Annotated in this window: 12 protein-coding genes; 3 read left to right on the forward strand and 9 right to left on the reverse strand. The window is 56.5% G+C overall.

What is annotated here, in order from left to right; translation table 11 throughout:
- Positions 1-10: 10 nt before the first annotated feature.
- The 3 genes from trkH to pepQ are packed head-to-tail and all read right to left on the reverse strand — an operon-like array spanning position 11 to position 3,447.
- Positions 11-1,462: a Trk system potassium transporter TrkH gene (gene trkH, locus PUP35_RS20845; RefSeq protein ID WP_023309600.1), complete on the reverse strand. Its 1,452-nt coding sequence runs from the start codon at positions 1,460-1,462 to the stop codon at positions 11-13.
- Between the two features lie 39 nt (positions 1,463-1,501).
- Positions 1,502-2,116 (reverse strand): IMPACT family protein, encoded by a 615-nt coding sequence (locus PUP35_RS20850; protein ID WP_024908007.1) that lies wholly within the window; start codon positions 2,114-2,116, stop codon positions 1,502-1,504.
- Complete coding sequence (gene pepQ / locus PUP35_RS20855) at positions 2,116-3,447, reverse strand: Xaa-Pro dipeptidase (RefSeq protein WP_274243346.1); 1,332 nt, start codon at positions 3,445-3,447, stop codon at positions 2,116-2,118. The genes PUP35_RS20850 and pepQ overlap by 1 nt, the downstream gene beginning before the upstream one ends.
- A gap of 189 nt (positions 3,448-3,636) precedes the next feature.
- Here pepQ and fadB point away from each other — a divergent pair, with 189 nt between their 5' ends.
- A complete protein-coding gene (fadB, locus tag PUP35_RS20860) occupies positions 3,637-5,826 on the forward strand; it encodes a fatty acid oxidation complex subunit alpha FadB (protein ID WP_274241218.1) in 2,190 nt (729 codons plus the stop codon).
- Between the two features lie 9 nt (positions 5,827-5,835).
- Positions 5,836-6,999 (forward strand): acetyl-CoA C-acyltransferase FadA, encoded by a 1,164-nt coding sequence (fadA, locus tag PUP35_RS20865; protein WP_058690926.1) that lies wholly within the window; start codon positions 5,836-5,838, stop codon positions 6,997-6,999.
- 78 nt (positions 7,000-7,077) lie between these two features.
- Here the strand turns inward: fadA and fre are convergent, their stop codons facing one another.
- Together fre and ubiD are read right to left on the reverse strand one after the other, a co-directional pair.
- Positions 7,078-7,779 carry an NAD(P)H-flavin reductase gene (fre, locus tag PUP35_RS20870; RefSeq protein ID WP_008501516.1) on the reverse strand — a complete coding sequence of 234 codons (702 nt, stop codon included), beginning with the start codon at positions 7,777-7,779 and terminating at the stop codon, positions 7,078-7,080.
- A gap of 42 nt (positions 7,780-7,821) precedes the next feature.
- Positions 7,822-9,315 carry a 4-hydroxy-3-polyprenylbenzoate decarboxylase gene (ubiD, locus tag PUP35_RS20875; protein WP_133295312.1) on the reverse strand — a complete coding sequence of 498 codons (1,494 nt, stop codon included), beginning with the start codon at positions 9,313-9,315 and terminating at the stop codon, positions 7,822-7,824.
- A 170-nt stretch (positions 9,316-9,485) separates the two neighbouring features.
- Between ubiD and rfaH the strand changes: the two genes are divergently transcribed.
- The gene (gene rfaH / locus PUP35_RS20880; RefSeq protein WP_111963548.1) at positions 9,486-9,977 is read left to right on the forward strand and encodes a transcription/translation regulatory transformer protein RfaH; all 492 of its coding nucleotides are present in this window, start codon (positions 9,486-9,488) and stop codon (positions 9,975-9,977) included.
- Here rfaH and tatD read toward each other — a convergent pair.
- Genes tatD through tatA form a run of 4 tightly spaced genes read right to left on the reverse strand, consistent with a single transcriptional unit; the run spans position 9,974 to position 12,371 of the window.
- The gene (gene tatD, locus PUP35_RS20885; protein WP_274241224.1) at positions 9,974-10,756 is read right to left on the reverse strand and encodes a 3'-5' ssDNA/RNA exonuclease TatD; all 783 of its coding nucleotides are present in this window, start codon (positions 10,754-10,756) and stop codon (positions 9,974-9,976) included. The two genes, rfaH and tatD, sit on opposite strands and share 4 nt — an antisense overlap.
- 41 nt (positions 10,757-10,797) lie before the next feature.
- Positions 10,798-11,568: a Sec-independent protein translocase subunit TatC gene (gene tatC / locus PUP35_RS20890; protein ID WP_115877026.1), complete on the reverse strand. Its 771-nt coding sequence runs from the start codon at positions 11,566-11,568 to the stop codon at positions 10,798-10,800.
- A 2-nt stretch (positions 11,569-11,570) separates the two neighbouring features.
- On the reverse strand, positions 11,571-12,113 hold the full coding sequence (gene tatB / locus PUP35_RS20895) for a Sec-independent protein translocase protein TatB (RefSeq protein ID WP_115877025.1): 543 nt from the start codon (positions 12,111-12,113) through the stop codon (positions 11,571-11,573).
- Positions 12,114-12,116: 3 nt separating this feature from the next.
- Complete coding sequence (gene tatA / locus PUP35_RS20900; RefSeq protein WP_020882874.1) at positions 12,117-12,371, reverse strand: Sec-independent protein translocase subunit TatA; 255 nt, start codon at positions 12,369-12,371, stop codon at positions 12,117-12,119.
- Positions 12,372-12,373: the final 2 nt, after the last annotated feature.

Here is a 12,373-nt window from a genome sequence, read left to right on the forward strand (position 1 = left end):
CAACGGCTCCTTACTCGCGCCAGAATGTAGGGGTGAAGAGCACCAGCAGCGTAAAGACCTCAAGGCGACCAAACAGCATATTGGCGATGAGGATCCATTTCGCGACGGGGTTCATACTCGCAAAGTTATCCGCCACAACCCCCAGGCCAGGCCCGAGGTTATTTAATGTTGCCACCACGGACGCAAAGGCGGAGAAATCATCCACACCCGTCGCGATAATCGCCAGCATACTGACGATAAAGACCAGCGCATACGCCGAGAAGAATCCCCACACCGCTTCGAGGATACGTTCCGGCAGCGCGCGGTTCCCTAGCTTAATGCTGTAGACCGCGTTCGGGTGGACCAGGCGCTTCAGCTCACGGTTGCCCTGCTTGAACAGAAGCAGAATACGAATCACCTTCAGGCCACCGCCCGTGGACCCCGCGCAGCCCCCAATAAATGCAGAGCATAAAAGCAGCACCGGCAGGAACAGCGGCCAACGGGCGATACTGTCCGTGGTAAACCCGGCTGTCGTCGCCATCGATACCACCTGGAAGAACGCCTGATTTAGCGTGGTCAGCGCGGAGTTATAGACATCATGGAACCACAGCACCAGAGTACAGATGATCACCAGCGTAAGCTGGACCCCAATGAACATGCGGAACTCAGGGTCACGCCAGTACACCTTCAGGCTGCGCCCGCTCAGTAAAGAGAAGTGCAAACCGTAGTTACAGCCAGAGATCAGCAGGAAAATGGCAATGATAGTGTTAATCGTTGGGCTGTCGAAGTAGCCCACGCTGGCATCGTGGGTAGAGAACCCGCCAATAGCAATCGTCGCGAAACTGTGTCCGATGGCGTCGAAAGCAGGCATCCCGGCAAACCATAGCGCCAGCGCACAGGCTACCGTCAGCAAGACATAAATCAGCCACAGGGTTTTCGCCGTCTCGGCAATACGCGGGCGCATCTTGTTATCTTTCAGCGGCCCGGGCATTTCGGCGCGATAGAGCTGCATGCCACCAACGCCCAGAATAGGGAGAATAGCCACCGCCAGGACGATGATCCCCATACCGCCGAACCACTGCAGCATCTGGCGATAAAAGAGAATCGCGTGCGGCAGCGAATCCAGCCCGACCAGCGTCGTCGCCCCAGTGGTTGTTAAACCCGAGAACGATTCAAAAAAGGCATCCGTGATGCTCAGATTAGGCTGTTCAGAGAAGATAAAGGGCAGCGAACCGACGCTCCCCAGCACCGTCCAGAACAGGACCACAATCAAAAATCCTTCGCGGGATTTCAGTTCACCTTTCTGACGACGGTTTGGCCACCACAGCAGCGAGCCAATCGCCAGCGCGACAAAGAAGGTCTGGGTGAATGCCCGCCCCGCACCGTCCCGGTAGATAAGCGCCACCAGTCCTGGGAGAATCATCGTCCCGGAAAAGAGTATGACCAGCAGTCCAACGATTCGGGTTATGGCACGAAAATGCATCTCTGCCGCTTCCTTTGGTATTCAAAAGTGAGGTGGGGATTATTCTTCAATCGGCAGCAATTGCAACGAACCACGACTAAAATCAGCCAGTTTTGCTGAAAAAGCAGCCAGCTCCGCCTGAGGAAGCGCCACGCGTAATTGCACCATTGCCTGATATTCGCTGTGTGCGATGACACCGTTAAACTGCCGCAGCAGCGCTTCAATACCCGATAGCTGGGCGTAATCGCATAATAAAGTATATTCGGTAAGCGGCGTTTTGCGGGTAGTGACCAGCATATTAAGCGCCTGCTGCACGCCCCCGCCATAGGCTTTTACCAGCCCACCGGTGCCTAACAAAATGCCGCCGTAGTAGCGCACCACCACGGCGGTTATTTCGCCCACGCCGCTGCCCATCAGCTGCGAAAGCATAGGCTTACCGGCCGTGCCCGCCGGTTCACCGTCGTCGGAAAACCCCAGCTGTTGTGAATCGTCCGGCGGCCCTGCTACCCACGCCACGCAGTGGTGGCGGGCGTCAGGATGCTCAGCCCGAACGGACTCGACAAACGCCTTTGCCGCCTCTACGCCGTCGGTATGCGCCAGCAGCGTAATAAAGCGGCTTTTCTTGATTTCCTCAACAAAGGTGACCGGTTCAGCCGGTATCAGCCAGCTTTCCATCAGGCCAGCTTCAGGTCTCGCGTCATGTTCTCGATACCGTTTTCATGAACCACAACGTTATCTTCGATGCGAATACCGCCAAACGGCTTCAGCGCGTCAATTTTTTCCCAGTTGAAGTACTTGCTGAACTGACCTTCACGCCACGGCGCCAGCAGGGATTCGATAAAGTAGATCCCCGGTTCAATCGTCAGCACCATACGCGGCTCCAGAATACGGGTGCAGCGCAGGTAAGGATATTTAGACGGTGCCGCCAGGTGCGTGCCGGTATCATCCTGCATAAAGCCCGCAACGTCGTGAACCTGCAGGCCCAGCGGGTGGCCGATACCGTGCGGCATGAATGGCCCGGTCAGATCGTTCTCGACCATCGCCTCTTCGCTCATGTCTTTCACAATCTGATGCTTACGCAGCAGTTTAGCAATGCGCTGATGGAACTGAATGTGGTAATCCACATAGCTGGTTCCCGCCTTCATGGTGCCAATAAGCGCCAGCTGTTCATCGTTTACGTCTTTAATAAGCTGCGCGAAATCGGTATCCGCATTCGCCGCCCAGGTACGGGTCAGGTCAGCCGCGTAGCCGTTATATTCTGCCCCTGCGTCCAGCAGGAAGCTGCGCATTTCCGACGGAACATGGTGATCCAGTTTGGTGTAGTGAAGCACAGACGCGTGCTCATTCAGCGCGACGATGTTGCTGTACGGCACGTCGGTATCGCGATGACCGGTGGCGGTCAGGTACGCCTGGTTGATATCGAACTCGCTCATGCCGGACTGGAAGGCTTCATGCGCCGCACGGTGACCGTTCACCGCGGTCTTTTGCGCTTCACGCATGCAGTAAAGTTCGTAGTCGGTTTTATACGCGCGGTAATAGTGGAGGTAATCCAGCACCCCTTTCGGGTTGAGTTTGTCTGCCGCAATATCCAGGCCTAATACACGCTCCGGAACAGGGCCAATATAAGCGATGTTGCCACGCGCGGCAGGCAGCTGGCTGCCAATGCCGTCCGCTTTTGGCAGCGCAATCACCTCAATTTCTTCCGTCCAGAAAGAGGTCGGCAGCGGCTCAACGTTGTGCCAGTAATCAACCGGCAGGTAGAACCACAGTTTCGGCTTGTTCACACCATCTACCAGCAGCCAGCAGTTGGGAACCTGCGTCACCGGCACCCAGGCCTTAAACTGTGGGTTCACCTTAAACGGATAAGCGTGGTCATCCAGAAAGGTATTCATTAGCTCGCCGGAGTGGATCAGCAGCGCATCCAGCTTAAAACGGGCCAGTACATCGCGGGTACGTTCCTGTAGGGTAACGATATGATTTTTATAAAGCGAAGCCAGTGAGTCCATCATTATTCCTTTCGTTTTTTGACCTCAAGTCATCGCATCTTAGCACACCTCACTCCGGCTGCGTGATTTCCACCGACCGTGATCAATGCAGCATTTTCTTAATGAGTAATTTGCATTTTATTAACATAAATCCCACACTCCGATTCATCTGGTATGACCAGATCCAATTGCTGGATTCAGGAGACTGACATGCTCTACAAAGGCGACACCCTGTACCTCAACTGGCTGGAAGATGGCATTGCCGAACTGGTGTTCGATGCCCCCGGCTCAGTGAACAAGCTTGATACCGCGACGGTGGCCAGTCTTGGCCAGGCGCTGGATGTTATTGAAAAACAACCTGAATTAAAAGGGCTGCTGCTGCGTTCGAACAAAGCGGCCTTTATCGTCGGTGCCGATATCACCGAGTTCCTTTCGCTGTTCCTGGTTCCGGAAGAACAGCTGAGCCAGTGGCTGCACTTTGCCAACAGCGTCTTTAATCGTCTGGAAGATCTGCCTGTCCCGACCATTTCCGCCGTTAATGGTTATGCGCTGGGCGGTGGCTGCGAATGCGTGCTGGCGACCGACTACCGCCTGGCGACGCCGGACCTGCGCATCGGCCTGCCGGAAACCAAGCTGGGCATCATGCCGGGCTTTGGCGGCTCCGTGCGTATGCCGCGCATGCTGGGTGCCGACAGCGCCCTGGAGATCATTGCCGCAGGTAAAGATGTCGGCGCCGAACAGGCGCAGAAAATTGGCCTGGTCGACGGCGTTGTAAAACCTGAGAAGCTGGTTGAAGGCGCACTCGCCATTCTGCGTCAGGCAATCAACGGCGATCTCGACTGGAGAGCCAAACGTCAGCCGAAGCTGGAACCGTTAAAACTCAGCAAGATTGAAGCCACCATGAGCTTCACCATCGCCAAAGGCATGGTGATGCAGACGGCGGGTAAACACTACCCGGCGCCGATCACGGCGGTGAAAACCATTGAAGCGGCTGCCCGCCTTGGTCGCGATGAAGCGCTGAAGCTCGAAAATCAGAGCTTTGTCCCGCTGGCGCACACCAATGAAGCTCGCGCGCTGGTCGGTATCTTCCTTAACGATCAGTTCGTGAAAGGGAAAGCCAAACAGCTGACTAAAAACGTTGAGACGCCAAAACATGCGGCGGTACTCGGCGCAGGCATTATGGGTGGCGGCATCGCTTACCAGTCCGCCTGGAAAGGCGTGCCGGTGGTGATGAAAGACATCAGCGAAAAATCCCTGACGCTGGGCATGACCGAAGCGGCCAAGCTGCTGAACAAACAGCTTGAGCGCGGAAAAATTGACGGGCTGAAGCTCGCAGGCGTGATCTCCACCATCCAGCCCGTGCTGGAATACAGCGGTTTTGATCGTGTCGACGTGGTGGTCGAAGCCGTCGTCGAGAACCCGAAGGTCAAAAAAGCGGTGCTGGTGGAAACGGAAGACAAGGTTCGCCCGGATACCGTGCTGGCCTCTAACACCTCCACCATTCCAATCAGCGAACTGGCGAGCGTGCTGAAGCGTCCGGAAAACTTCTGCGGTATGCACTTCTTCAACCCGGTACATCGTATGCCGCTGGTCGAAGTGATCCGCGGGGAAAAAACCTCTGACGACACCATCGCCAAGGTGGTGGCGTGGGCCAGCAAGATGGGCAAAACCCCGATCGTTGTTAACGACTGCCCGGGCTTCTTCGTCAACCGCGTGCTGTTCCCTTACTTCGCCGGATTCAGCCAGCTGCTGCGCGACGGCGCGGACTTCCGCAAAATCGACAAAGTGATGGAAAAGCAGTTCGGCTGGCCGATGGGCCCGGCGTATCTGCTGGACGTTGTAGGCATTGATACCGCCCACCACGCCCAGGCGGTGATGGCGGCAGGCTTCCCGCAGCGCATGCAGAAAGACTATCGCGACGCCATTGACGCGCTGTTCGACGCTAACCGCTTCGGCCAGAAAAACGGTCTGGGCTTCTGGCGCTATAAAGAAGACAGCAAAGGCAAACCGAAGAAAGAAGAAGATGCCGCGGTGGATAGTCTGCTGGCCGACGTTAGCCAGCCAAAACGCGACTTCACCGACGATGAGATCATCGCCCGCATGATGATCCCGATGATCAACGAAGTGGTGCGCTGCCTCGAAGAAGGCATCATCGCCAGCCCGGCAGAAGCCGACATGGCGCTGGTTTACGGCCTGGGCTTCCCTCCGTTCCACGGTGGCGCGTTCCGCTGGCTGGACACGCTCGGCAGCGCTCGCTATCTCGATATGGCTCAGCAATATCAGCACCTTGGCCCGCTTTATGAGGTGCCGGAAGGTCTGCGTAACAAAGCGCGCCATAACGAACCCTACTATCCCGCAGTTGAGCCAGCCCGTCCGGTTGGCGAGCTGAAAACGGCTTAAGGAGTCACAATGGAAAAGGTTGTCATTGTTGATGCGATTCGCACCCCGATGGGCCGTTCAAAAGGCGGCGCGTTCCGTAACGTGCGTGCGGAAGACCTCTCCGCGCACCTGATGCGTAGCCTGCTGGCGCGTAACCCGGCGCTGGATCCGGCTACGCTGGACGATATCTACTGGGGCTGCGTGCAGCAGACCCTGGAGCAGGGCTTCAACATCGCCCGCAACGCGTCGCTGCTGGCGGAAATCCCGCATTCGGTTCCGGCCGTCACCGTTAACCGCCTGTGCGGTTCATCAATGCAGGCGCTGCACGACGCGGCCCGCATGATCATGACCGGTGATGCGCAGGCCTGCCTGGTGGGCGGCGTCGAGCATATGGGGCACGTGCCGATGAGCCACGGGGTCGATTTCCACCCGGGGATGAGCCGCAACGTGGCGAAAGCCGCGGGGATGATGGGTCTGACCGCCGAGATGCTCTCCCGCCTGCACGGCATCAGCCGCGAAATGCAGGATGCCTTTGCCGCGCGCTCTCACGCTCGCGCCTGGGCCGCCACGCAGTCCGGCGCCTTTAAGAACGAGATCATCCCGACCGGCGGCCACGATGCAGACGGCGTTCTGAAGCAGTTCAGCTACGACGAAGTCATCCGCCCGGAAACCACCGTCGAAGCGCTTTCCACGCTGCGTCCGGCGTTTGACCCGGTCACCGGTACGGTCACAGCAGGGACCTCGTCGGCGCTGTCAGACGGTGCCGCCGCGATGCTGGTGATGAGCGAAAGCCGCGCCCGCGAGCTGGGTTTAACGCCTCGCGCTCGGGTACGCTCGATGGCGGTCGTGGGCTGCGATCCTTCAATCATGGGTTACGGCCCGGTTCCGGCTTCAAAGCTGGCGCTGAAAAAAGCGGGCTTAACCGCCAGCGACATCGATCTCTTTGAGATGAACGAAGCGTTTGCCGCGCAGATCCTGCCGTGCATTAAAGATCTGGGGCTGATGGAGCAGATCGACGAGAAGATTAACCTCAACGGCGGCGCGATCGCCCTCGGTCACCCGCTGGGCTGCTCCGGGGCGCGTATCAGCACGACGCTGATCAACCTGATGGAACGCAAAGATGCCCAGTTTGGTCTGGCAACGATGTGTATTGGGCTGGGTCAGGGTATCGCGACGGTGTTTGAGAGAGTGTGATAAAAAACCGGGTCGCAAATGCGACCCGGCAGAAGTTTAGTTGCCGTTCTTCCCGCCTGTCAGGGGCGGGTTTTTTACTTAAATGAAGGCAAACGCATCGCCAAACAGGCGGTCTTCACGCGCGTCACGTTCGTTACAGAACAGGTCACGGGCAATTTTCGCCATCTCAAAACGGCCAGCGATATAGATATCGTGTCCTGCCAGCGTGCCGTGATCCTGCAGCACCGCCGTCAGCACCGTCCCGCTACGCCCGCGCCAGCCCTCTTCCGGCTGCTCAACCACCGGCTCAATCCGCAGGTTAGGATGGGTTACGCTCAGCGCTTCCAGTTCAGACAAGTCATACAGGTGTTTCTCTTCACGGCCACCCCAGTAGATCGTGATATCACGGTCCGGGTTACGCGCCAGGGCGGTTAACAGAATGGATCGCACGTAGGAGAAGCCTGTACCACCGGCAATCAGGATCAGCGGACGGTCTTCGTCATCGCGCAGCCACGCATCGCCGTGCGGAATATCCACCACGATTTCACGTTCCTTCAGGATCCGATCCATCACCGCCATTGCATACAGGTTAAGCTCTGACGCACCAATATGAAGCTCAATAAATTCCTGCTCCGCTGGCGTGGAGGCCATGGAGAAAGGACGCTTATCACGCTCATCCATCACAACCATCAGGTACTGACCCGCGCGGAAAGAGAATGGCGCTTCTGGCACTAAACGGACGCGATATACGGTGTCGGTGATGGCATCTACCGAGGTCACTTTACAGCTTAAGGTTGTCATTCGCTCTCTCTGTCGGGAAGTCTATAGGGCTTAACGGTCAGCTCAGGGTTTACCGTTATTCATTATGGCCAGCTCGTCCCAGATCGCGTCAATGCGCGCGGTCACAGCAGGATCTTTTTTGATCGGGCGACCCCATTCACGGTCGGTTTCGCCAGGCCATTTATTTGTGGCATCCAGTCCCATCTTTGAGCCAAGACCGGAAACCGGCGAGGCAAAATCCAGATAATCAATCGGCGTGTTTTCGACTAACACGGTATCGCGCGCCGGGTCCATTCGCGTGGTAATGGCCCAGATTACGTCATTCCAGTCGCGGGCGTTAACGTCATCATCGCAGACAATAACAAATTTGGTATACATAAACTGGCGCAAGAAAGACCACACACCCATCATCACGCGTTTCGCGTGACCAGGATACTGCTTCTTCATCGTGACCACCGCCATGCGATACGAGCATCCTTCAGGCGGCAGATAAAAATCAACAATTTCCGGGAACTGCTTTTGCAGAATCGGCACAAACACTTCGTTCAGCGCCACGCCCAGTACCGCGGGTTCATCCGGTGGACGCCCGGTATACGTGGAGTGATAAATCGCATCTTCACGCTGCGTAATGTGCGTTACGGTGAACACCGGGAAGTTATCCACTTCGTTGTAATAGCCGGTGTGGTCGCCGTAAGGGCCTTCTGGTGCCATTTCACCCGGTTCAATGTAACCTTCCAGCACAATTTCTGCACTGGCCGGGACTTCGAGATCGTTAGAGATACACTTCACAACTTCCGTTTTCGTCCCGCGCAGCAGGCCTGCAAAGGCATATTCCGAGAGCGTATCCGGTACGGGTGTGACGGCCCCCAGAATGGTGGCCGGATCGGCGCCCAGGGCGACAGATACCGGGAAACGTTCACCCGGGTGTGCAGCACACCACTCCTGAAAATCCAGCGCGCCGCCGCGATGCGACAGCCAGCGCATGATGAGCTTATTCTTGCCAATCAACTGCTGGCGGTAAATACCAAGATTCTGGCGTTCTTTGTGCGGGCCGCGCGTGACGGTCAGTCCCCAGGTGATCAGCGGCGCAGCATCTTCCGGCCAGCACTGCATGATAGGGATTTTAGTCAAATCAACCGCATCGCCTTCCAGCACCTTCTGCTGGCACGGCGCGCCGCGCAGGCGTTTGGTGGGCATGTTCAGCACCTGCTTAAACTGCGGCAGCTTGTCGAACAGATCGCGGAAGCCTTTCGGCGGCTCCGGCTCTTTCAGGAAGGCCAGCAGCTTACCGACTTCACGCAGCGCCGTGACGTCTTCCTGCCCCATCCCCAGTGCGACGCGACGCGGTGTACCAAACAGGTTGCACAGAACCGGCATTGAGTAACCTTTTGGATTTTCAAACAGTAATGCGGGGCCACCGGCACGCAGGGTGCGGTCAGCAATTTCTGTCATCTCCAGATAAGGATCAACAGGAAGTGTAATACGCTTGAGTTCACCCTGCTTTTCCAGCAGCGTCAGGAAGTCGCGGAGATCGTGGTATTTCATGCAGTTAATCATGGCCTCTCTGTAAGCGCTTCATTATACGGCGTAAGCCTGCTTGATGCTGTAATTTTGTTAAATAAGCGTGAACTTATGCGTTCTGTTCCATTTTCCCCCATTATAATCAACTTAGCGATCCCGCCAGGGTTTTGATATGCTTGCGCCCCGAACTAAGGGAAAGAGTGATTATGCAGGCCTGGTATTTACTGTATTGCAAACGCGGGCAACTTCAGCGCGCGCAGGAACATCTTGAACGTCAGTCTGTAAATTGCCTGACTCCCGTGATCACGCTTGAAAAAATGCAGCGCGGGAAGCGCACAACCGTCAGCGAGCCGTTGTTCCCGAACTACCTCTTTGTGGAATTCGACCCGGAAGTCATCCACACCACCACCATCAGCGCAACGCGCGGCGTCAGCCACTTCGTTCGTTTTGGTGCCCACCCGGCAACAGTTCCGTCGACGGTTATTCATCAGCTGTCGATATATCAACAGCCCGAAGGTCTCACCGACCCGGAAACACCCTATACGGGCGATAGCGTCGTGATTACCGAAGGGGCTTTCGAAGGCCTGCAGGCGATTTTTGCCGAGCCGGACGGGGAAGCGCGCTCTATGCTGTTGCTTAATCTGCTGAACAAGCAGGTGCTGCAGAGCGTTAAAAACACCGACTTCCGTAAACTTTAAACATTTATCCCGAACAGCTTACGCACGTTGTCATCCGTCTGTGCCGAAAGCCAGTGCGGATCGTCTCCGCGCCACTTCGCGACGCTCTCAATAATGTGCCCCAGATAAGCGGGCTCATTTCGTCGCGATGCCGGTTTGGGTTTCATATCGCGCGGCAGGAGATAAGGTGCGTCCGTTTCAAGGAGCAACCGGTCAGCCGGGATCGCTGGCAACAGCTCCCGAAGCTCAAGCCCGCGGCGCTCATCGCAAACCCAGCCGGTAATCCCCAGATAAAGCCCACGCTCCAGGCATTCCAGCGCCTCCTGCCGTGAGCCGGTGAAGCAGTGCAGCACCGCGCCGGGCAGTTTCTCGAGCCACGGATCAAGCAGAGTCAGAAAACGCTCATGCGCGTCGCGGCAGTGCATAAATACGGGCATTTCAAGCTCTGCCGCTAGCGCAAGCTGGGCAGTGAATGCCTTTTCCTGCTCTTCAGGCGTGGAAAAGTTACGGTTGAAATCGAGGCCGCACTCGCCAATCGCCACCACTTCTGGTGTCTTTGCCAGCCTGCGTAGGGTGTCGCTACTTTCCGCGGTCCACTGGCTGCTGTCGTGAGGATGCACGCCAGCAGTAGACCAACAGCGATCGTATCGTTGCGCCAGCTGCTGGGCCTGCTCGCTCTCATGCAGGTTGGTGCCCGTCAGCAGCAGCCCTTTCACCCCGGCGGCAAACGCACGCGCAACCACCTCATCACGATCTTTCGCAAACTGCGAGCTGGTCAGGTTGAGTCCGATATCAAACATGCAAATCCCCATATAACAACCGCCCTGACGGGCGGCTGGTTTTACTCTTCAGTGGTCTTGTCGGACGTATCGTCTTCGTCATCCGCTCGACGTCCTTTACCCACGTAGAAACGCGAGAAGAAAACGCCGACCTCAAACAGACAGTACATCGGTATGGCCAGCAGCGTCTGCGAGAACACATCCGGCGGCGTTAGCAGCATGCCGACCACGAAGGCGCCCACCAGAATATACGGACGCTTCTTACGCAGGTCATCCGGGGTCGTAACCCCTACCCAGCAAAGCAGCACAATGGCCACCGGCACTTCGAATGCCACGCCAAACGCCATAAACAGCGCCATCACAAAGCTGAGGTAGCTGGCAATATCCGTCGACACCTGGACCCCTTCCGGCGCGGTATGCGTCAGGAAGCCGAAGGCCAGCGGGAAGACAACGAAATAGGCAAACGCCATGCCGATATAGAACAGCAGCGAGCTGGACACCAGCAGCGGGATAACCAGCTTGCGTTCGTGTTTATACAGCGCGGGCGCCACAAACGCCCATACCTGGTAAAGAATGACGGGCGCAGAGGCTATCAACGACACCCAGAAGGTCAGCTTGATGGGGGTAAAGAACGGAGAAGCCACATCCGTCGCAATCATCGTTGCGCCCAGCGGCATCTGCTTAATTAATGGTGCAGAGACAACCTGGTAGATATCGTTGGCGAAATAAACCAGGCATAGAAAAATAACGAAAACTGCAATAATGCAGTTTAACAGGCGCTTACGCAGCTCTATGAGGTGCGTAATCAGCGGTTGAGTATCATCTACTGCCATGTTTACGCTTTATCACTCGACGAGGGGGATGATTCGGAAACGGACGCAGCGGGCTTTACTTCCGCCGTTTTAGTTACCGGTTCTTCCGGCTGCGCCTGTTTTTTCACTTCGGTTTCCTGCGGCGTCTGTTCTGGCGCAGCAGCCTGATGTTCAGCGCTGGCAGGCGTTACGCCCTCGCGCTGCTCCTCGCTGCCCTTCACCACCGGGTTATGGATGGTGTTCGCTTCATCGCTCGCTTTTTCAGGATCGTTAATGCTGTAGGAGCGCTTCATGGATTCCGCCGCTTCACGCAGTTCATCCATTGAGGCTTTCAGTTCCGGCGTCAGATTATCCATGCTCGCCTTCTCGACCTTTTTGAGGCTTTCCTGAAATTCCTGCAGCTTAAGCTCCTGCGCCAGCTCATTCTGAACGGTCGATGCCAGCGATCTCAGCGCACGCACCCAGCCCGCAACGGTTTTCACCGCCACCGGCAGACGCTGCGGCCCCAGCACGATCAGGCCAATCACAAAGACCAGCAGCAGCTCACCAAAACCAATGTCAAACACGACTTATACCTGCTCTTTATCGTGGCGTTTGGCGTCTTCCTTTTTGGCTTCTTCTTGCTTGTCGGAGATGGATTTAGCAGTAAAGTCAGCGTCCTGGCTGGTTTTATCCTGCTTGCTCTCATCATCGCTCATCGCTTTCTTAAAGCCTTTGATAGACGCGCCCAGATCGGAACCAATAGAACCGAGCTTTTTGGTGCCAAACAGCAGCACGACGATGACGGCAATGATCAACAATTGCCAGATACTGATACCACCCATAC

This window comes from Enterobacter sp. S-33, from assembly GCF_028735835.1.
In the GTDB taxonomy this organism is placed as follows: Bacteria; Pseudomonadota; Gammaproteobacteria; order Enterobacterales; family Enterobacteriaceae; genus Enterobacter; species Enterobacter vonholyi.